This is a genomic window from Arthrobacter sp. K410C (genome assembly GCF_059090105.1).
Genome location: NZ_JBNHFJ010000003.1, coordinates 243111 through 262222 on the forward strand (window position 1 = coordinate 243111; position 19112 = coordinate 262222).

At 65.2% G+C, this 19112-nt stretch carries 18 protein-coding genes and 1 pseudogene; 8 read left to right on the top strand and 11 right to left on the bottom strand.

Annotation, left to right across the window (positions count from 1 at the left end; genetic code table 11):
• The first annotated feature begins 28 nt into the window (after positions 1–28).
• The 4 genes from AC5RU7_RS07920 to AC5RU7_RS07935 all read left to right on the top strand — a co-directional run bounded on the left by AC5RU7_RS07920 (position 29) and on the right by AC5RU7_RS07935 (position 4117).
• Positions 29–1015 (top strand): PfkB family carbohydrate kinase, encoded by a 987-nt coding sequence (locus AC5RU7_RS07920; RefSeq protein WP_494051806.1) that lies wholly within the window; start codon positions 29–31, stop codon positions 1013–1015.
• Positions 1012–1797 (top strand): 5'/3'-nucleotidase SurE, encoded by a 786-nt coding sequence (gene surE, locus AC5RU7_RS07925; RefSeq protein WP_494009544.1) that lies wholly within the window; start codon positions 1012–1014, stop codon positions 1795–1797. The genes AC5RU7_RS07920 and surE overlap by 4 nt, the downstream gene beginning before the upstream one ends.
• A 170-nt stretch (positions 1798–1967) precedes the next feature.
• Positions 1968–2435, top strand: coding sequence for an LpqB family beta-propeller domain-containing protein (locus AC5RU7_RS07930; protein WP_494051807.1), 468 nt, complete (start codon positions 1968–1970; stop codon positions 2433–2435).
• The gene (locus AC5RU7_RS07935) at positions 2432–4117 is read left to right on the top strand and encodes a DUF5671 domain-containing protein (protein ID WP_494051808.1); all 1686 of its coding nucleotides are present in this window, start codon (positions 2432–2434) and stop codon (positions 4115–4117) included. The genes AC5RU7_RS07930 and AC5RU7_RS07935 overlap by 4 nt, the downstream gene beginning before the upstream one ends.
• A gap of 3 nt (positions 4118–4120) precedes the next feature.
• Here AC5RU7_RS07935 and AC5RU7_RS07940 read toward each other — a convergent pair whose 3' ends face one another.
• Complete coding sequence (locus tag AC5RU7_RS07940; RefSeq protein ID WP_494009547.1) at positions 4121–4864, bottom strand: GOLPH3/VPS74 family protein; 744 nt, start codon at positions 4862–4864, stop codon at positions 4121–4123.
• A gap of 77 nt (positions 4865–4941) precedes the next feature.
• Between AC5RU7_RS07940 and AC5RU7_RS07945 the strand changes: the two genes are divergently transcribed.
• From AC5RU7_RS07945 to AC5RU7_RS07960, 4 genes are all read left to right on the top strand, one after another.
• Positions 4942–5301: a VOC family protein gene (locus AC5RU7_RS07945; protein WP_494051809.1), complete on the top strand. Its 360-nt coding sequence runs from the start codon at positions 4942–4944 to the stop codon at positions 5299–5301.
• 32 nt (positions 5302–5333) lie between these two features.
• Complete coding sequence (locus AC5RU7_RS07950; protein ID WP_494009549.1) at positions 5334–5807, top strand: GNAT family N-acetyltransferase; 474 nt, start codon at positions 5334–5336, stop codon at positions 5805–5807.
• Between the two features lie 491 nt (positions 5808–6298).
• Positions 6299–7666 carry a pectate lyase family protein gene (locus AC5RU7_RS07955; RefSeq protein ID WP_494051810.1) on the top strand — a complete coding sequence of 456 codons (1368 nt, stop codon included), beginning with the start codon at positions 6299–6301 and terminating at the stop codon, positions 7664–7666.
• Positions 7666–9546: a pectinesterase family protein gene (locus AC5RU7_RS07960; protein WP_494051811.1), complete on the top strand. Its 1881-nt coding sequence runs from the start codon at positions 7666–7668 to the stop codon at positions 9544–9546. Before AC5RU7_RS07955 ends, AC5RU7_RS07960 begins: the two co-directional genes overlap by 1 nt.
• 74 nt (positions 9547–9620) lie before the next feature.
• Here the strand turns inward: AC5RU7_RS07960 and AC5RU7_RS07965 are convergent, their stop codons facing one another.
• The 10 genes and pseudogenes from AC5RU7_RS07965 to AC5RU7_RS08010 all read right to left on the bottom strand — a co-directional run bounded on the left by AC5RU7_RS07965 (position 9621) and on the right by AC5RU7_RS08010 (position 18957).
• A complete protein-coding gene (locus tag AC5RU7_RS07965) occupies positions 9621–10745 on the bottom strand; it encodes a response regulator (protein WP_494051812.1) in 1125 nt (374 codons plus the stop codon).
• A gap of 394 nt (positions 10746–11139) precedes the next feature.
• The gene (locus AC5RU7_RS07970; RefSeq protein WP_494051813.1) at positions 11140–11613 is read right to left on the bottom strand and encodes an SRPBCC family protein; all 474 of its coding nucleotides are present in this window, start codon (positions 11611–11613) and stop codon (positions 11140–11142) included.
• A gap of 537 nt (positions 11614–12150) precedes the next feature.
• The gene (locus tag AC5RU7_RS07975) at positions 12151–12669 is read right to left on the bottom strand and encodes an OsmC family protein (protein WP_494009554.1); all 519 of its coding nucleotides are present in this window, start codon (positions 12667–12669) and stop codon (positions 12151–12153) included.
• A 125-nt stretch (positions 12670–12794) separates the two neighbouring features.
• Positions 12795–13550, bottom strand: coding sequence for an SDR family NAD(P)-dependent oxidoreductase (locus AC5RU7_RS07980; protein ID WP_494009555.1), 756 nt, complete (start codon positions 13548–13550; stop codon positions 12795–12797).
• Between the two features lie 9 nt (positions 13551–13559).
• Positions 13560–13970, bottom strand: a complete 411-nt coding sequence (locus AC5RU7_RS07985) for a GlcG/HbpS family heme-binding protein (RefSeq protein ID WP_494051814.1) — start codon at positions 13968–13970, stop codon at positions 13560–13562.
• 72 nt (positions 13971–14042) lie between these two features.
• Positions 14043–15452: an MFS transporter gene (locus tag AC5RU7_RS07990; RefSeq protein WP_494009557.1), complete on the bottom strand. Its 1410-nt coding sequence runs from the start codon at positions 15450–15452 to the stop codon at positions 14043–14045.
• 64 nt (positions 15453–15516) lie between these two features.
• Positions 15517–16329, bottom strand: a complete 813-nt coding sequence (locus AC5RU7_RS07995) for a cyclase family protein (protein ID WP_494051815.1) — start codon at positions 16327–16329, stop codon at positions 15517–15519.
• Between the two features lie 83 nt (positions 16330–16412).
• Positions 16413–16622: pseudogene (locus AC5RU7_RS08000) on the bottom strand (tautomerase family protein); the annotation flags it as partial.
• Positions 16623–16637: 15 nt separating this feature from the next.
• Positions 16638–18356, bottom strand: coding sequence for a GMC family oxidoreductase (locus AC5RU7_RS08005; RefSeq protein WP_494051816.1), 1719 nt, complete (start codon positions 18354–18356; stop codon positions 16638–16640).
• Positions 18349–18957 carry a gluconate 2-dehydrogenase subunit 3 family protein gene (locus AC5RU7_RS08010; RefSeq protein WP_494051817.1) on the bottom strand — a complete coding sequence of 203 codons (609 nt, stop codon included), beginning with the start codon at positions 18955–18957 and terminating at the stop codon, positions 18349–18351. The genes AC5RU7_RS08005 and AC5RU7_RS08010 overlap by 8 nt, the downstream gene beginning before the upstream one ends.
• Between the last annotated feature and the right edge of the window lie 155 nt (positions 18958–19112).

Here is a 19112-nt window from a genome sequence, read left to right on the forward strand (position 1 = left end):
TTGCAGCACTGAGGGGGCAGGGGGACGCATGGGTTCCGTAGTGATCTTTGCGCCGTCCCCGGTCCTCACCGTCACGGTGGAGGAAGTCGAGGACACCGCCGACATCCACGTCCATGCCGGCGGCCAGGGCGTGTGGCAGGCCCGAATGCTGAAGGCGCTCGGCGCCACCGTCACCATGTGTGCCGTCTTTTCCGGGGAAACCGGACGTATCTTGCGGCACCTCATCGACGACGAAGGGGTCGGGGTCCTTGCCGTATCCGGTGAAGGCAACAGTGGCGCCTACGTGCATGACCGCCGCGGCGGCGAGCGGGATGTCGTGGCGGAATCGCCCGGACACCGCCTGACGCGCCATGAGCTGGATGAGCTGTACGGGGTGGCGCTGCAGGCAGGGATGGAGGCCGGGACCGTGATCCTTAGCGGCACCGGCCGCGAGGATTCGGTTCCACCCGATCTGTACCGGAGGCTGACCGCAGACCTCCGCACCGCCGGATGCACGGTTATCGCTGACCTTGCCGGTGAAAGGCTCAAGGGCGTCCTGGCCGGCAAACCGGCAGTCATCAAAATGTCCGATTCCGAAGTGGTGGACAGCGGCCGCGCCGAGGCAGCCGAGACAGACCAGCTCATCAAGGCCATGCACACGCTGGCCGACGAGGGCGCCGAAACTGTCATTATCACCCGCGCCAACCAGCCCTCGCTCCTCCTCCATGACGGCGAAGTCAGCGAGATCCACGCTCCACTGTTCGAGACCGTGGAAACCAGCGGTGCCGGTGATTCCCTCACCGCCGGCGTGGCCGCCGTCCTCGCCGACGGTGGAAACCTGCACGACGCCGTTGTGCTCGGAACCGCCGCTGGCGCCCAAAACGTCACCCGCCACGGCCTGGGATCGGGCGAGGCGGGAGCCATCCACGAAGTGGCCAAGCTTGTCCGGATCGTTCCCTTGGAGGACAGCGGCTGGGACGAACCGGCGCAGCAGGTGAGCCCCGACGAGCTGGCACGAAAGGTCAGGACATCATGAACCAGCCCACGCGCGTCCTTATCACCAACGACGACGGCATCGGCTCCCCCGGCCTGCACGCCCTGGCTGCCGGGGCAGTGCGCGCGGGCCTGAGCGTGGTGGTCGCGGCACCTGCCGCCGAGGCGAGCGGCAGCAGTTCCTCGATCACCGCAGTGGAAGAGGACGGAAAGATTTCCATCGAAGAGCGGCAACTGGAGGACCTGGACGGCGTTGAAGCCTTCGCCGTCCACGGCGCCCCGGCGTTCATCACCATGATCGCCACCCACGGCGCTTTCGGCCCCCCGCCGGACATTGTCCTGTCCGGGGTGAACCGCGGGGCCAATGTGGGGCGGGCCATCCTGCACTCCGGAACCGTGGGGGCTGCGCTCACAGCCGGCATCAATGATGTCCGTGGCCTGGCGGTCTCCCTGGACACCGGCCTCAACCCCGACACGATCCACTGGGACACGGCCGCGCAGCTGGCCACCGGCCTGCTGCCGTTCCTGATGGACCAGGACCCGGGCAGCGTCCTGAACCTCAACGTCCCCAACAGCGCAGGCCCTGAGCTGCCCGAGTACCGCACGGCCACGCTGACAAGGTTCGGCATCGTGCAGACCACGCTTGCCGAACGCGGCCAGCAGCACGTGCGCCTGGCTATCGCGGACACGGCCGAGACGCCTGACCCGGACAGCGATGCGGCACTGCTGGCAGCAGGCTTCGCCACAGTGACGGCCCTCCAGTCGGTTACCGGGACGGCGCTGCCGTCCCTTGACGCATTGCCCCGCGCCGCGGCTGGGAGGTAACCCAGCCCAACCGGGCGTACACCCGGCGGAGGCGTACGACGGCGGCGCCTCCCACCGTCGTACGCTTGCCGTGCCCGCCTTCCAAAGGCGTTCCGCGGGTGTTGAAAAGGTGACCAAATCGCTCCCGAAAGCCAACAGCCGATGTGCGTTCCATAGCCCATACTTGCGGCATGGATGGTGCAGCGGGAAAACCCAACCGGATCCTCGCGGTTCTGCTCGGTGTCATTGGCGTGCTGGTGGCCGTTGCGCTGGCCGTGGTGTTCCTGCGGGGTGACCCGAAGCCGCTGGACGAGAACAGCCCCGCCGGCGTGGTCCAGCGGTACAGCGCGGCAGTGATCGACGGGGACACCGCAGCGGGCAGCGCCTATCTGACAGAAGAAGCCCGGGCCCAGTGCGGCGACGGAAAATACATCGGCATGCCCCGTCCCGACCGGGTGGTCCTGGTGGACACCAACGAACGGGCGGATTCGGCCACGGTGACGGTCTCCATCGTCGAGTCTTCCGGCGGCGGCCCCTTCGGCCCGTCCGAGTTTGAATCAGAGGACTCCTTCTCGCTCGTGAAAGACGGCGGAGCGTGGAAGATCGCCGCGGCCCCGTACACCCTGCTTTCCTGCACCGGAACAGCGTCAAGGCCATGAACCTCCAGCTGCAGCCGGGAACCTCGTCACTGTCCCACGCCCAGATGACACTGCGCCGGCTGATCCAGTACGCCCTCCTGTTTGCCCTGGTGGCGATTGCAGCCTCCGGCGTCAGCGGGCTGCTGGAACTCCTGTTCGAGTCCGCGTCCGTACTCGCCACCACCGATGCGCAGGGGCTCGCCGGCGGACTTTCCTTCACCCTGATCGGCGGGCCGCTGGCCCTGCTCCTGTGGTGGTTTCTGTGGCGCAGGCTGGACGAGGCGGAGCGCACGGCAACCGGCTGGGGCCTGTACCTGGCCGGGATGTACGCGGTCTCGCTGATCATCGCCACCACGTCGCTGTTGGAATTTGCGGCCTCCTGGATCGGCACGTCACGGGCTCAGTGGGCGTCCCCGTTGGCCAATGGCCTGGTCTGGACCGCCGTCTGGGTCTGGCACCGCTGGATGTGGCAGCACCCGGAAAAAGGGGCCGCCCACCTGGCGGACATCCGCACCACCATCGGAACGGTTTTCGGCCTCGTAGTCGGTACTATCGCCGCGATTTCCGCGTTGGGTAGGCTCTTCGACGCCGCCATCCGCGGCAGTCTTTCGCTGACCGGAGCGGCGCCGTGGTGGCATGCCGTGCTCCGGTCTGTTGTGTGGGCGGCCGGTGGAGGTGCGGTCTGGTGGTGGCACTGGATTCACGAGGACGGACGCCGGCTTCGGACAGGGCTCGTTGACGTCAGCACCATCGCCGTCGGAATCTTCGCGGCCGGGATTACCGCGCTGGGTGGAAGCGCTGTGGTGCTGTTTGTCCTCCTGAGGCTGGCCTTTGACCCCACCGATCCGACCGGTGACATCCTGGAGCCCTTGGCAACAGCCCTGGCTGCAGGCCTGGTCGGGGCGGTGGTGTGGCGCTACCACCGGGCGGTGGCGGTCCACCGTTCCGTTGAAAACCGGCGCGCGAGCCTCCTGGTCACCTCAGCTGTTGCCCTGGCCGCGGCAGCCTCCGGGATTGGCGTAATCATCAATTCACTTCTGGCCGCAGCGGTATCACCGCTGGCCGGCGGCACGGAGCGGACCCTGCTCCTGGGCGGCATCAGTTCCCTGGTGGTAGGTGGCCCGGCCTGGTGGCTGGCGTGGAAACCGGACAAGCAGCCGCCAAGCGCGGATGCGATTCCGCCGGGGAGGCGGATCTACCTCATCGCGTTCTTCGGCGTGAGCGCGGTGGTGGCACTGATCGCACTGCTGGTGATTGCGTACCGGATCTTCGAGTTCCTGCTGGGCGGGGTGTTGGGCGGCAGCGTGGTTGACCGGATCCGCGGACCGCTCGGGCTCCTGGTGGCCGCCGGGCTGGTAGCCGGGTACCACTTCGCGCTGTGGCGGCGTGACCGCGCCCTTCTCGCCGCAGCCGGTCCCGTCCGCAAACGGATGATCGACCAGGTCACCCTGGTGGCCGGTTCCGGTTCCGAGGCAATGGAAAAGGCCCTCATCGAGATCACCGGAGGTGCGAGGGTTACGGTGTGGCGGCGGGCCGACGACGGCGGGACGGCACCTCCGGGGCCTGGCACCTTTCCTGCCACCGGAGAGGGCGTGCGCCGGCTGGAACAAGCCCTCGAGGGCATCACAGCCCGGCACGTCCTGGTGATCCTTGGCGGCGATGCCCGCGTGGAGGTGATCCCGCTGGAGGGAAGGGGCGCGTAACGGCTACAGGGTTGCGGCTTCTTCCTCAGCGAGCCTGATCATGCGCAGCTCATCCTCCACAGCGCGGGCCGGCCAATAATCCTTGGCAAGCTCGTCCGCCCATACCCTGTCCGCCGCCGGGAACAGCTTGGGGAGCAGCCCGGCCGCCTCGAGCAGCGCGATCAGGGCCAGGGTCCTGGGTTCGTGTGCCTTGGCGGCAGGCTTTGCAGAGGCAGGGGCAGCGTCAGGAACTCCGGCGGCAGAGGCAGCGTTGACTGCTTCCGTGGAGTCCGGGACCTGGGGAGGTGCCGACGTATCGCTGAATGCGGCTTCGAGCTTTTTCAGGAGTGCCGCTTCAGGAGCATGGTCCTTCTCCGGATACCGCACGGTCTGGAAAACGCCCAGGTGCTTCTCCCCCACATGCTCCACGATGCCCCGGGACACCATTCCCTCGTAGACCCGCTGCACTTCCGCCCGGCCCTCCAACATGGAAACCCAGGCCTTGGGCGTGTGCGGCCTTGATTTACGGCGAATGAGGTCCAGTTCGTGCTGGAAATCCGTGGCGGGGGTGGTGCCCGTGGCCCGGACGTGCTTTCCCTGCAGGCGGATAGCGCCGATCATGTCCAGCTCTGCGAGGATCGCCCCGGCCAGGGTGGTCCGCAGCGCGAACACCGGCACTTCGAGTTTTCCGTCTTGATCGTTCGTGGCCAGCAGGAGGAAGGCCTGGGGCAGGTTCAGCTCTACGGTTCCGGGTGTTTGGGCGTCCATATGACCATGGTGCTCCCGGCGCGCCGCTCCCACAATGCCCGCAGACAGGTTCTGCCCGGCCGGTTTAGGCTGGGCAAATGTTGACCATCGGCACCCTTGTCCTCGGCGTCAATGACGTCGCCCGCGCCACCGACTTCTGGCACGCTGCCCTCGGCTATGTCCCCCGCGAACCCGGTGACGACACCTGGGTAACCCTTGTTCCGGCGTCGGGCCCGGGAGCCCAGCTCTCGCTGATGCGCAGCGAGACGCCGGTCCAGGAGCACCCGCGCGTCCACCTGGACCTGTACGCGGATGACCAGGTGGCGGAGGTGGAGCGGCTGGTCTCACTCGGAGCCCGGCGGGTGGACTGGGACCTGTACCCGGAGGACCCGGACTTCCTTGTCCTCGAAGACCCCGACGGGAACCGCTTCTGCGTGATCGACAAGAGCGCGGGGTAGCTGCCCGGGCCGCTGCCGGTACATTGGAGACGATGATTTCGATTGACCGGGACGATCCCGCACGCGCTGACGTCCGCCAGCTCCTGAGCGAGCACCTGGCGGATATGTTAGCCACCTCGCCGGCAGAGAGCGTCCACGCACTGGACCACTCCGCGTTGTCCGCACCCTCCATCACGTTCTGGACCGCCCGCGAGAACGCAGCGCTGCTGGGGTGTGGCGCCCTCAAGCTCCTGGGACTGGCGCCTGGCGCGGCCCAGTACGGCGAGATCAAGTCCATGCGCACCGCGGCGGGCGCACGCGGACGGGGCGTTGCCACCCTGATGCTCCGGCACATCCTCGACGACGCCCGCGCGCGGAACCTTGAACGCGTCTGCCTCGAGACCGGAACCGAGGACTACTTCGCGCCCGCCCGGCGCCTGTATGCCCGGCACGGCTTCACCGAATGCCCGCCGTTTGCGGACTACTCGCTGGATCCCAACAGCGTGTTCATGGAGCTCCGGCTCTAACCGAGCCGGATGACAGGCCGAGGTCCTGCTCGACGGCGGTCCGGTCAGGAGATGCGGTCCGTGTCCGGCTCGATGGCCCACGCAAGGCGGTGGAGTGCACTGGCGGCGTGACCGCGGGTAACTTCCCAGCGTGACAACTCAAGGTTTGGGCGTCCGGCGCTGCCGCGGCGCGTGCGGCAGGGCGCTCTGGGCCGTGCCGTCCTTTCCGGCGAGGAAGAGTGCAATGAAACCTGAACTGTCCATAGGGGTATTCCTGGATTCGTGAATTTTGGGGTAGAGGAGCCGGCAGACAGACCGGACCTAATCCCGATTATCGGACATTCCTCCCGCAGCATGGCAACCACGGGGTCCCATTTGGTCACAAGCGGTTCACCTTGAGCATTGCCGAGAAAGCGGTTTCTCGGTAGTGTCCATGTCAGCGCTAACAAGAACCGGCGTCATAGCAGCCGCCGGCAGGGGCGCGAGTTCATTCCAATGACGGAAGAGAGAACATGCGAAAAAGCAGCACCTTATCCATGTCCGCAGCCGTGGCAGTAGCTGCAGCACTGATGGTCTCGGCTCCGGCCGGAGCGTCGCCCAATTCGGCGTCCGACCCCGCAGCCCAGACGGCACAGACGCCGCTGGAGCGCCAGGTTCTCGCCGAGGGGAACGGCTGGGCATCTGCCGGAACTGGCACCACCGGAGGTTCCGCGGCAACGGACGCCAACGTCTATGACGTCTCCACCAAAGCAGAGCTTCAGGCCGCACTCGCGGCCACCGGAACCGCCCCGAAAATCGTGCGGGTCCACGGAACTATTGATGCCAACACGGCACCCGACGGTTCCGCCATGACCTGTGAGAACTACGCCGAAGGCACCGGCTACAGCCTGCAGCAGTACCTTCAGGATTACGACCCCGCCACTTACGGGCGCAGCCAGGGTCCCGTCGGCGCGCAGGAAACCGCCCGGAAGGCAGCCGCCACTAAGCAGGCCCTGAACATCCGCATCGACATTCCCAGCAACACCACCATCGTCGGCGCCACCCCGGAGAGCACCATCACCGGCGCAGCACTGCGGATCAACGGCGCCAGCAACGTGATCGTCCGCAACCTCACGGTAAGGGATGCCCACGACTGCTTCCCGTCCTGGGATCCGACCGACGGCGCCGAAGGCAACTGGAACAGCGAATACGACATGCTCCAAGTGGTCAACAGAGCCACCAATGTCTGGATCGACCACTCCGAATTCACCGACGCCCCCAACCTGGACAGCTCCCAGCCGCTCTACTTCGGCCGCCCCTACCAGGTGCATGACGGCGCGGTGGACGTCACCAACGGCTCGGACCTGGTGACCATGTCCTACAACCGTTTCGCGGACCATGACAAGCTGCTCCTGATCGGCTCCACCGATTCACCCGGACGCGGCGACCCGGGCAAGCTGCGGGTCACCATCCACCACAACGTCTTCGAAAATGTGGGCCAGCGCGCCCCGCGGGTCCGCTTCGGCCAGGTGGACGTCTACAACAACCACTTCAAGGTGAACGCGGACAGCACCGTCCCCTACGGTTACACCTTCGGCGCCGGGTTCGATTCCCACCTGTACGCGGAGGCCAACGCGTTCACGTTGCCGGCCGGCGTGGAGACAGCGGACCTCATCACCCGCTTCAAGGGAACCGCGATCACTACAGTAGGCAACGCCGTCAACGGGAAGATCACCGACCTTCGCGCCGCCTACAACGCCGCTGCCGCGCCCGCGGACCAGCTGGCGGAAGACACATCCTGGACCCCGACTCTGCGTACGCAGGTCCACCCGGCGCAGGCCGTCCCGGCCCTGCTCCAGAACAACACCGGACCGGTCTTCACCGCAGGAGGAGGACACTGATGGCCGCGATTCTGCCCACCCGGCGGGCTGTCCTCACCTCCCTGGGGCTGACCGCAGGGGTTATGGCCCTCTCCGGCACGGGCGTGGCCGGCGCAATCGCCAAAGCGAACACGGATCCAACCAAACCCCGCACCAGGCCGGTGATCTTCGTGGTCGGGGACTCGACGTCGTCGGCGTACCAGCAGTCCGAGCGGCCCCGCGCCGGATGGGGGCAGGCGCTGCCGCTCCTGCTGGGGCCGCAGGCCACCGTCTTCGACTACGCCTGGTCCGGCGCCTCCTCGAAGAGCTTTGCGGACGCCGGCCTGCTGGACCGGGTGCTGGCGCTGATGCAGCCGGGCGACTATCTGCTGATCTCCTTCGGCCACAACGACGAAAAGGTGGCGGACCCGGCGCGGGGCACGCTCCCGGACACCTCCTACAAGGAGTATCTGAGCCGGTACATCGACGGTGCCAGGGCCCGCGGGGGCAAGCCCGTGCTGGTCACCAGCGTGGAACGCCGCCGTTTCGATTCCTTTGGAACCGCCCAGGATTCGCACGGTGCCTACCCGCAAGCCGTGCGGGAACTCGCTGCCTCCACCGGTACCCCGCTGGTGGACCTGACGGCTTCCTCCAAGCAGCTGTGGCAGCAGCTGGGACCGGAGGGCACCAAGGAACACTTCCTCTTCCTGGCTCCGGGCAAGCACCCGCAGTATCCGCAAGGCTCGGAGGACAACACGCACTTCCAGGCCGCCGGCGCCCTGGCCGTTGCCAAGCTGGTAGCCCGCGAACTCCAGGCCAAGCAGATCGTCCCGCCGGGCTACTTCCTGAACATCGACGCCGGCACGGACCCCCTGCTCGGCATGTACTGGCCTGCTGAACGCCCGGTCGACCTCCCGGTGACACTCGACGTCGGACCGGGCCGGACCTTCGCGACCGTGCAGGCCGCCGTCGACTCCGTTCCGTCCAACAGCACCCAGCGGACCGTGATCCGAATCCATCCCGGCACCTACCGGGAGATGATCCGGGTGCCCAGCAGCAAGCCGCGGATCTCGTTCATCGGGCAGGGCGGCAGACCGGAGGACGTGGTGCTGGTCTTCAACAACGCCTCCGGCACACCCAAGCCGGACGGCACGGGAAATTACGGCACCTCCGGCAGTGCCTCGGTCCGGATCGATGGCCCCGACTTCGAGGCCCGGAACCTGACCATCAGCAACGATTTCGACGAGGCCGCCAACATGGGCATGAAGGACCGGCAAGCGGTGGCGCTGCACATCACGGCCGACCGGTCCGTGCTGTCCAACGTCAGGATGCTGGGCAACCAGGACACCCTGCTGGTCAATTCGCCGGGCACGGGGGTCCCGGCCCGCTTCTACTTCGACAAGTGCTATGTGGAAGGGGACGTGGACTTCATCTTCGGGCGCGGCACTGCCGTTTTCAGCGGCTGCGAGATCAAGTCTTTGGACCGCGGTTCGGCGACGAACAACGGGTACGTCACGGCGGGAAGCCAGGACCTGTCCATCAAGTACGGCTACCTCTTTGACCAGTGCCGGCTGGTCTCGGATGCTGGAGCCAACAGCGTCCACCTGGGCAGGCCGTGGCACCCCGGCGGCGATCCCCGCGCGGTCGCCCAGGTCCTGGTCAGGGACTCCTGGCTCGGCGCCCACATTTCGGGGACGCCGTGGACGGACATGAGCGGCTTCTCCTGGCGGGAGGCGCGGTTCCACGAATACAACAACAACGGCCCCGGCGCGCAGGTGACCGCCGACCGCCCGCAGCTGCCCGCAGGCGAGGCGGGCAACTACACGGTTCGGAGCTATCTGCAAAGTACGGACGGCTGGGCGCCGCAGCTCGCCGGCACCGCGGCGGACAGCAGCTTGGTGCCAGTGGTGGCAGGCGCCTAAGCCGGGGCGGACGACGGCGGGACCTCCCGCCGTCGTCCGTTCCCCTTTATCGCTGGCGGGTGGAAAGGTGCGCCCTACGGCGATCCGAGGTAGATGCTGACGGTGGTCCCGCCGACGGGGCTGGGAGAAATCTCCAGCCTTCCCCCGTGGGCGGCGGCGATCCGGGCGCAGGTGGCCAGGCCCAGCCCCGTGCCGGCCGGATCGCCGTCGCGGTGCAGGCGGACCAGCGGTTCAACCACCTTGCGCCGATCCCCGGCGTCGATGCCCTTGCCGTTGTCCTGTACCCGCACTGCGACGCCCGCTCCAGCGGCGTGGCCCGTGACGGTGATGACCGGGGGAACTTCGGGACGGCGGTAGGCCACGGCGTTCTGGATCAGGTTCTGCAGGGCCACGCGCAGCTGGCTTTCGTCAGCGTCGAAAGCGAAATCCTCACAGTGCACCACGGCATCGGCTTCCCGCAGGCCCAGCCGCAGGTCCTGGGTGACTTCCTCCACGAGGTTGGCCAGCGAAAGCCGGGCCCTGGACAGCGAACCGCCGATGGAAGCGAATGCCAGCAGCTCCTCGACCATGGACAGCATCCGACGCGCGCTGCCACCCACGATTTCCAGGTACTCGGCCGCCTCCTCGGTGTGGCCGGATTCTGCGTCCGTGGCACCCAGCTCGACATAGCCCAGGATGGACGTGAGCGGATTTCGAAGGTCATGGCTGACCCGCCCGGTGAATTCAGCGAGCCGTTCATTGCTATCCTTGGCCTCATCCAGCGCGTCGGCCAGGGCATGGTGGACTGCTGTCACACGCCGGGCGGCCAGCAGGCGCGTGTGAAGGACGAAGGGGTCCAGCGGCTTGCTGATGTAGTCGTCCGCTCCGGCCCGCATTCCTTCCAGCACGTCCTCCTGCGCGCCATGGGAGGTCAGCAGCACCACGTACGTGTAGGAACTTGCTTCCGAGGCCCGGATGGCGCGGCAGAGGTCAAACCCGTTGAGCCCCGGCATCACCAGGTCGCTGACTACCACCTGCGGGCGCCACTCCTGGAACAGCTGCCATGCCGTCGCGCCATCCGCGGCCACGATGCATTGGTGCCCGTACTTCTCGACGGCGGCCTTGGCCACCAGCAGCGATCCTGCATCGTCGTCGGCCACCAGCACCGTCATTGATGCCTGGGGATCGTCCGGCACGCCGGGAGCCTTTACGGCTGCCATGTCAAGCGCAGGCCTTCCCGTCGCAGTCCAGTTCGAATCAAGTGCCATGATGCCCCCGGCCATTCATCGTCATGCACGGCCACCCAGCGGCCCGCTGGTGCTATCGTCCCACGGAAAAGCCCTGCCGGGGCGGCGACGGTGCGTTTGGCGTTATGACACTTTCCTCGCGGCTGTGACGAAGGGCCACTATGCTGAGCGGACCATCGAAGGAGATGGTTTGGGGGAACAAGGGGCGCTGGGACCGGTGAGTGCGTCCCGCAGGTGTGACCTGTGGCTGGGATTGCCTCGAAGGCAACCAGGACAAAAGAAAAACGGACGACGGCGGGTGGGCACCCGCCGTCGTCCGCTTCCTGTTTGTGGGGCATTGCTTCCCCACTTGGTCCCGCCGGCACTCCTAGAACTGCCCGGTGGGGCCGGTGTCCTTGACTTCGCCGCGCCAGCCACCGGTTTCGGTGCCGCGCGACTCAATGAAGGCCTTGAACTTGCGCATGTCGGCCTTCACCTGCATCTCGTCGATCTTCAGTGCCGCGCCAGCTTTTTCGGTGACGGTCTCCGGGGCCCATTCGAAGTGGACCCTGACCTTGGTGTGGTTGGCATCCACCGGCGTGAACCTGATGATGCCGGCGTGGGACTTGCCGTCGGTGCTGCGCCAGGCGATCCGGTCGTCGGGTTCCTGGTCAACGATTTCGGTATCAAATTCCCGTTTGACACCACCCACCTTGGTGACCCAGTGGTTCGTCCTGTCGGTCAGCTGGGTTACGGATTCCACACCGGACATGAACTGCGGAAAGGATTCGAACTGGGTCCACTGGTTGTACGCGGTCCGCACCGGGACATCGACTTCCACGGTCTCTTCGACGTGTTCCATCTGCTTCCTCCTTCTGACGGGCGGCAGCAACAGCGGACTGGCAGCATTTGCCTTCCTGCCAGTCAGGCAGCCGCCACATTTGCACCATAAATCCGGCCGCCGCCCGTGTCCAGACCCCGAACGACGGCGGGTGGGCGCCCGCCGTCGTTACCTTACTGACGTGCCGGCTTTACGAGCTGAAGGGGGCCTTTTCCCAGCTCAGGACCTCGGCACCGTCCGAGCTGCCTGCGACGCTGAACCGGACGTAGTTGGTGGCGTTGACGGAGTACTCCTTGTAACAGCAGGGATGTTTGCAGTCCAGCGACGGGACTCCAGGCTGCCATGCCTTATGAGACTTCCGGCTACAAAAGAACGGCCAAGGTCGCACCGGTTCCAACAGCGTGAACACCAAGCGTCGTTAGCTGCTAAATGGAGTCCAACCGAAAATAATCGACGGCGGGAGGAGAATCCCCCTAGCCCCACAGATACCAAGTGTGCTTACCATATTTATGCGGCAGAACAGGAAGGAGGAATGCCTAGGAAAGGGGCACCTTCCTTCTAGACTTCGGTTATTTGGACCTCGAGCTCAACCGGAACATGGCGCCGAACCGCATCGTCCACAGGGCAATGGTTGAGCCCCCACGTGATAACTTCCCGGACCGCTCCTTCGTCATCGTCCGAGGCTGCATGAACTATGACTTTCATGCTGGCAGGACCAGCAGGGACTTCCTCCGTAATCCCGAGGATCCCCCGGTCATCAGACTCGCTGTCCACGTCAACCTTCAAACCTGACAAAGCCACCCCCTGTTCGGCGGCGCGCATCACGATCAAGGTGGCGGTGCACGACGCGTAAGCTGCACGGAAAAGCCAACCCGGCGACGGCGCCGATGCCGTTCCACCGACCCCCGCCACCATGTCCGTGACGAGCGATGCACCGTCGACTCCGGTTACGCGGACCCGGAGGCCGTCCTCTACGACGGCGGACGCAGCCGAGTCCCGGTAGCGGGCCTCGTCAGGGTGGGCAGTCAGGTAGGCCTTGACGGATGCAATCGCCTCGGCAATCCGTGATTCGCTCATCTGCTCTCCCTCGGCAGGTTCATGTTTGACCGGGACTTCCCGCACCCATCATTCCAACCACTGATGTGCAGCATCACGGTGCTCTAATGCTGGACCTTCTGAAGCCGGTCGGTAGCTGCTTGACGCTAGTACACGCCCCCGTCCACCACGAGCGCCTGGCCGGTCATATAGGAAGAGCCTTCCGAGGCGAGGTATACGACTATCGGCGCGATTTCCTCAGGCTTTCCTTGCCGGCCCATCGGGACGATTTTTTTGACGACGCGTTCCTGTTCCTCCGGCCCGCCCATGTAATCGATCGCGGGCCTGTTGAATGGGGTGTCTATCCATCCGGGGCATACGCAGTTGACCCTGATCCCGTGCGGGGCAAGCTCCGGGGCCAATGCCTTGGTGAAGGCCACGATGGCACCTTTTGACGCGGCGTATGCGGTCAGGCCCGCGCCTCCCTTCACGGCGGCCAGGGAAGCCATGTTGATGATGGAACCGCCGCCCTGGGCGCGAAGGACAGGGACGGCATGCTTGATTCCGAAGAAGCAAGAACGGGGGTTTACTGCCATGAGCAGGTCCCATTGGGTCTGATCGAACTCGGTTATCGGGCCCGAGCGCTGTGCTCCTGCGTTATTGAATAGGATGTCAAGGCCGCCCAGTGCCTCTACTCCCTGCTGGATGAGCGCCTCGACGTCGCTCTCCTTAGTCACGTCGGTCTGGATGAAGTGCGCTGCGCCGCCCTGGTTACGGATCTCCTCGACGGTGCGTTGACCGTTCTCCTGGTTGATATCCGCTACGATAACCGCCGCACCTTCCCGGGCGAACATCTGGGCGGTGACTGCCCCGATGCCCGTAGCGGCACCGGTGATGATCGCCCTTTTTCCTTCGAGCTGCATCCAGTCCTCCTAAGGCTGCTGGCTGAACGCTGCGGCCGCGGCGGCCGCTATCTCGTCGTCTTGATCCACGGTGCCGCCGGCGACTCCAACGGCCCCAACAATCTCACCGCCGATTTCCAAGGGCCGTCCGCCTCCGAAGGTAATGAGGGGACGCTGGTGTGTGTGCTCTAGGCCGTATAGAGGCTGGCCCGGCTGGGTCAACGGCCCGATGTCTTTGGTTGCCATCCTCATCGAACAAGCGGTGTAGGCCTTCCCCGCCGAAATCTCGGTGCTGGCCAGGAGTGCATCGTCCTGTCGCGCGAAGGCCAGGAGCTCACGTCCTGCGTCGACGATGGCCACGCTGGAGGGAGAGCCAATCTCCCTGGCCTTGGCCAGTGCCGCGTCCAATGCCTGACGTGCCTGCTCGTAACTCATTCCCATCGGTTTCTCCTCCTTGTTCATCGGATCAGATCAATGACATGGGCCTCAGCCCGGGGGCGGCAGGTAAGGGCCTCACTCTTGGGGAAGTCCCGGCCGCACATTAGTCCGTTCGCGGGAGACCAGGGCGCGGTCACGGTCCTTGAAGCGCCCTACCGTTTCGCGGGTGAACAGCGCGATGAGGATTGCAGAGATGAGCGAAACAGCCACGAGGAAGTAGAGGGCGTAGAAGTATCCCGTTTCATTTGCGAATCCTCCTCCAAGTCCGATCAGCCATCCGATGACGAGGGGGGAGACACCTCCAAGGTAAAGGAAGAACAGGAGGATCGAGTTCGCAGTCCCTACCGCGCCTCTCTCTGCGGAGTCCGAGCCGAAGGCGTAGAGGACAGGGAAGATGGCATTCGTGGCCAGGCCCGCGATGAGCTGGACCACAATCAGCACGGTCAAACTCACCGCAGAGAACCGCAGCAGGTAGAGGCCGAGTGCCAGCCATGTGAACGCGATGATCAGACTGATCTTTCGTCCGATGTAGTCGGAGACAATGCCCCAGAAGATCTGGCCAATCCCGCCGGTGATGGTGAACACGGCGCTGTAGGCGGCGGCTTCCGCGAAGCTGAAGCCGCCCACGAAGGCGATATATGCGGGCAGCCAGAAGCTGATCCCGGTGTAAATCATGATCCCGAACATGGATGCCAGCGCCGGAACCAGGATGTTCGGATTAGCCAGGCTTCGGCGCAAGGCACCGGGTTGGGCGTGCTGCTGCTCTGCGCCGCCGGCTCCAGCGGCGAGAGGCTTCGTTAGCCCTGCCGCCTCTGTTTCCTCTTCGAACTTCCGGTAGCGTTTCGGGGAGCTGTACCACCACCAGCTAATCCAGATGGGGATCATCGCCAGCGGGATGATCAGGAAGACGTAGCGCCAGTTCTCGGGGCCGAAGGTTGCCAGGATTGCCCCCGTAGCGATGGCGCCGAGACCCGTTCCCCATGGATAGGCGGCGTGCTGTATCCCGAGTGCCAGACCCCGCTTCTCCACCGGGTACCACTCGACCATTGCAGTCACTTCGACCGCTTCGCCGGCGCCGCCGAAGGCATTTTTGATCGACTGGATCACGACGACGTTCCAGATCGTCTTCGTCAGCGCGGCAATGCCGGTGAGTATGGAGAACAGGAAATACCCGGCCGCCACGATTGCGTTGCGGTACTTGCGTGCCCAGCCGTGCCCGCCCCGGTCGAACCAGGCGCCGGCCGGAATTGCCAGCGCTGCCGTGGCCACGGTCACGATTGTGCTGACGATGCCTGCCTCCTCCGGCGACAGCTCGAACTCTTCAACCATCGGTGGCAGCACATAGTAGAAGATTTGGCGGGTATTGGCGTTCATTGCGTAGACCAGCCACAGGAAAATGAGCGCCCCGACCGCGGTTGCCGGAACGCGGCCTCGGTTCCTGGGAGTTGCCCGCTCCGGCCCGCCGGCCGGCTGTTCCGTTGCCATTTTGCCTTCTCCTCTCAGGTCAGGCTGTCACCGTGCTGTTGTTGGTTGGATGGAGATCCGGGTCTCATGCTGGCACCACCGCCAGGGGGCGGACCGGGGATCCTGTCACGCCGACCATTTTCAGCGGGAGGCACACGAAGAGGAACTCCTGGTGCCCGGATGCGGCAAGCCCTTCGAGCTGGAGGTTTTCAAGAATGTAGATTCCGTTTTGGACTATGAGGACCACGTGGCCGGGGAGGCTCCCGCGCTGGGGATCTGGCTGGGTGGAGTCCCAGGCTACGTTGTCGGCTCCTACTGCCTGCACGCGCTGTCCGGCGAGCCACTCGGACGCTTCAGCGGAGATACCCGAGCCCCGGAGGTATGCCTCGGGGTCTTGCCACTGTGATCCGTCTCCGGTTCGTACGAGGACGACATCACCTGCTCCTACCGAGACATGCTGGACGGAGGCGGCTGCCTCCAGCTCATCCGCCCCCACGGTGGTGCCTTCCGGGAGCCGGTCCACTCCCCGGTACCGGGGGACATCGATGAGGACTCCCCGGGTGACCATGGGTGCGATGGTTTCCACCCCGAGTTCGCCGAAACCTGCCGGAGTCTGCACCTGCGCATCCACTTGGCGTCCGCCGAACATCTGCAGGCCCAGAGCCTGGTGGCAGAGGGCATCAATGTGTGTCCCGGAGTGTTCAGCGGCGATGATCAGGCCCGAGGCGCTGGTCCTGGGTTCACCTGTTCCGGGTTCGTGCCTGCGGTGGAGCGTGTATACGAAGCCGGGACGGTGTGCAGCGAAGATCGGGGCTCCTGCGTAGCGGGGCTGCTCAAGGTCATAAAGGGTGGCGTGGCTGAACGTCGTGAGCAGCGAAGCCACCGATTCGGCAGTCATCTCACGACACTTCCCGCGTCACCTCTCAGAGGGGATAACGCCGGTGAATAGTTTCCCGATACCCAGGCCATAAGTAGCATCTGTTATGCCTTCTCCGGATTTGATAGTTCGTCAGCCAAAAGCTGGCCGCCCTGTCCCCAGCTTTCCGGGTCGATCTCATCAAGGATGACCACCACTCTTTGCCGCTTTGAGCCCAGGACCCCAGTCACGGCGTCGGTTATCGCCTCGATGAGCCGGCGCTTCTCCTCGACCGAGCGGCCTGCCCGCATGTGGACCTGTACGACTGGCACTGCCTTGCACCTCTCCGGTCAGCTGCTACGTACTTCCCCTGCGGCCTTCGCTCCGGCCTCCGCGCGAAGGTGATCGGCTGCAAGGTAGGCCAGGGCGTAGATCGTCAGGGTGGGGTTGTAGGCGCCGTAGGTGGGGAACTGTCCCCCGCCCAGGACGTACAGGTTGGGCACTGTGTGGCACTGGCCGTAACGGTCCACCACCGAGGTACTCGGGTCATCACCCATGCGATGAGTCCCCACCTCGTGGGTCGAGACGTGGTACGGCGGGGCGCTCGGCGCCTCCCACCACCCGCGCATTCCCATTTCGCGGGCGATCTCGCGCTTCTTGCCCTGCATGAACTCCACGTCCTGTTGATCTCGGGCCGTCCAGTCATGGGTGATACGCAGCGCGGGCTGACCGTAGGCATCCTTGACCTTCGGATCGAGGTCGCAGAAGAATTCCTCGCGCGGGAACGTAGCGGTTTGATGGTACATGCTGAAGGTGCGGCGGTAATTGTCCCGCATCCAGTCTTTGAACCCCGGCCCGAATTTAGGCGCGGAATCGGGCATGTTCCTGGTGGCTTCCACCGGCTGGACGTCCCCGCCAAAGCCAATGATGGGGCTGCCCCAGACCGCGCCGTCCCCCGTGACGAGCTCCGAGGTGTAGTCATCCACGACGCTGGTCGCAACTGCGGGACCAGCGAACGGGTTGCTCCAGTCTGGCAGCGTTCCCGTGAACCAGCCGTAGTTGTGCGTCATAAAGTACTTGCCGACGATGCCGTTCCCGTCGATGCCCGAAGCCAGCAGGAGCCGCGTGTTCTCTAGCGCGTACGCCGACAGGACCACGTACCCGGCGTCGATCTCACGTTCCTCTTCCCGAACAAGGTCCAAGTAACGGACCCCGGCGGCCCGTCCGGCCGCGTCCCGCTTCACCTCGAAGACCCGCGAATAAGGGCGGATGTCGAGGTTCCCGGTCTCCAGGGCCCTGGGAAGGAGCGCCACTGCGCTGCTGGACTTGGCACGGACGTGGCAGGGGTAGTCCCTGCAAAAACCGCAGTACACGCAGGCGCTTCGCCCCTGGTACTCCACCGAGTTCACCGCGGCCGGGGCGGGGAACGGGTGTAGGCCGAGCCGCTTTGCTGCTTCGGAGAACGGTCTGTCCCCGGCCGTCATACGCAGCGGCGGCATCGGATACTCCCGCCTTCGTGGTGGTTCGAATGGGTTGCCCCCGTCTTGAATCTCCCCATTGAGGTTGCCGGCCTTACCGGCCACTCCGATCTCGTACTCGGCACGCTCGTAGTACGGTTCCAGCTCGTCATACCCCATCGGCCAATCGACGATGGCCGTATCCGCCACGGAGTCCTTTCCGAGACGCTCGATCAGCGTTGACCGGAGGCGAAGCTCGGCGTCCCGGAACCGCCAGGCCCAGGCCGCCCAGTGGATAGTTCCACCGCCCACTCCGATGGACGGAGGGACGAACAGAGGTCCGAGCGCAAGCGGCCCTGAGGACCACGGCAGGACTTTTCCGGTCGTGTCCGCGTTAGGCCGCCAGGTGATGGGATCGCTGGCCATATGAGGGGAAATTTCCTGACGGACGAAGTACCGCAGCTCGTCGTGCTTGACCTCGACATCCTCATCCGCATAGCGCGGACCCTTTTCCAGGGCGACGACGCGCATTCCGGCCTGCGCCATCTCATTCGCCAGCACTCCGCCGGCAGCTCCCAGACCGACGATCACTATGTCAGCATGCTCAGCCACGATCAGGCTCTCCCTTCCGCTGCTCTCGCTCGTTCCGCAGATCCTGGAGGGTTACGATCGGGAGTGCGGAGGCATCAAACCCGTATCGCATCTCCTCCTCGCCGTAACCCCAATGGGCTCCGGGGAAGCCCAGCAGGCGCCATCCGACGGCGTTCCTGTTACCCCCGTACGCCGGATCCCCGAACGTGCCCTCGACCACGTGCTGCCGCACGACCGCAAAGAAATATGGCAGAAATCCGATGCCGGACATCTCCTCACCCGCAGCCTCCGAACGTTCGGCGGCAACGGCAGTATCCAGCCCACCCTGGGCAAGCCGCTCCAGGACGGAGTTCTGCTCGCCTTCGTCAAGATCAATGAACCTGTGGCCCTGTCGCTCACGGCAGGTGCTATCGAGAGTGGCAAGGCCAGCACGGTACAACCGCTGCAGGTGCCGGTAGGGGCCGGCCAGGGCCCGGTCAATGTACGTGACAGCTCCCGCCTCGCGGGCCCCGGGATCATCCTCCGAACCGGGAATTATCAACCCCGCCAGCACATCGAGGGTCGCCGCCTCATGGGCGTTGAGGAAGGTGATGGCACCCGAAGAGCCACTCATCGCGTTCATGGACAGCGCCTCCTTCAGCGTCGTCCGCGTCGCGTCAGGATAAGGGCGGTGGCAATGGCTGCTCCGGCACTACCAGCAAAAGGCCCGGACGAGAGGTTTGCGCGGTGCGTGGCTACCAAAGAAACACGACAGCGCCGGCGCACCTATCGGATATG

Bases quoted from the DNA above. Each gene is read 5' to 3' on its own strand.
- AC5RU7_RS07920 (WP_494051806.1), top strand. From the start codon at position 29: ATGGGTTCCGTAGTGATCTTTGCGCCGTCCCCGGTCCTCACCGTCACG.
- surE (WP_494009544.1), top strand. From the start codon at position 1,012: ATGAACCAGCCCACGCGCGTCCTTATCACCAACGACGACGGCATCGGC.
- AC5RU7_RS07930 (WP_494051807.1), top strand. From the start codon at position 1,968: ATGGATGGTGCAGCGGGAAAACCCAACCGGATCCTCGCGGTTCTGCTC.
- AC5RU7_RS07935 (WP_494051808.1), top strand. From the start codon at position 2,432: ATGAACCTCCAGCTGCAGCCGGGAACCTCGTCACTGTCCCACGCCCAG.
- AC5RU7_RS07940 (WP_494009547.1), bottom strand. From the start codon at position 4,864: ATGGACGCCCAAACACCCGGAACCGTAGAGCTGAACCTGCCCCAGGCC.
- AC5RU7_RS07945 (WP_494051809.1), top strand. From the start codon at position 4,942: ATGTTGACCATCGGCACCCTTGTCCTCGGCGTCAATGACGTCGCCCGC.
- AC5RU7_RS07950 (WP_494009549.1), top strand. From the start codon at position 5,334: ATGATTTCGATTGACCGGGACGATCCCGCACGCGCTGACGTCCGCCAG.
- AC5RU7_RS07955 (WP_494051810.1), top strand. From the start codon at position 6,299: ATGCGAAAAAGCAGCACCTTATCCATGTCCGCAGCCGTGGCAGTAGCT.
- AC5RU7_RS07960 (WP_494051811.1), top strand. From the start codon at position 7,666: ATGGCCGCGATTCTGCCCACCCGGCGGGCTGTCCTCACCTCCCTGGGG.
- AC5RU7_RS07965 (WP_494051812.1), bottom strand. From the start codon at position 10,745: ATGGCAGCCGTAAAGGCTCCCGGCGTGCCGGACGATCCCCAGGCATCA.
- AC5RU7_RS07970 (WP_494051813.1), bottom strand. From the start codon at position 11,613: ATGGAACACGTCGAAGAGACCGTGGAAGTCGATGTCCCGGTGCGGACC.
- AC5RU7_RS07975 (WP_494009554.1), bottom strand. From the start codon at position 12,669: ATGAGCGAATCACGGATTGCCGAGGCGATTGCATCCGTCAAGGCCTAC.
- AC5RU7_RS07980 (WP_494009555.1), bottom strand. From the start codon at position 13,550: ATGCAGCTCGAAGGAAAAAGGGCGATCATCACCGGTGCCGCTACGGGC.
- AC5RU7_RS07985 (WP_494051814.1), bottom strand. From the start codon at position 13,970: ATGGGAATGAGTTACGAGCAGGCACGTCAGGCATTGGACGCGGCACTG.
- AC5RU7_RS07990 (WP_494009557.1), bottom strand. From the start codon at position 15,452: ATGGCAACGGAACAGCCGGCCGGCGGGCCGGAGCGGGCAACTCCCAGG.
- AC5RU7_RS07995 (WP_494051815.1), bottom strand. From the start codon at position 16,329: ATGACTGCCGAATCGGTGGCTTCGCTGCTCACGACGTTCAGCCACGCC.
- AC5RU7_RS08010 (WP_494051817.1), bottom strand. From the start codon at position 18,957: ATGAACGCGATGAGTGGCTCTTCGGGTGCCATCACCTTCCTCAACGCC.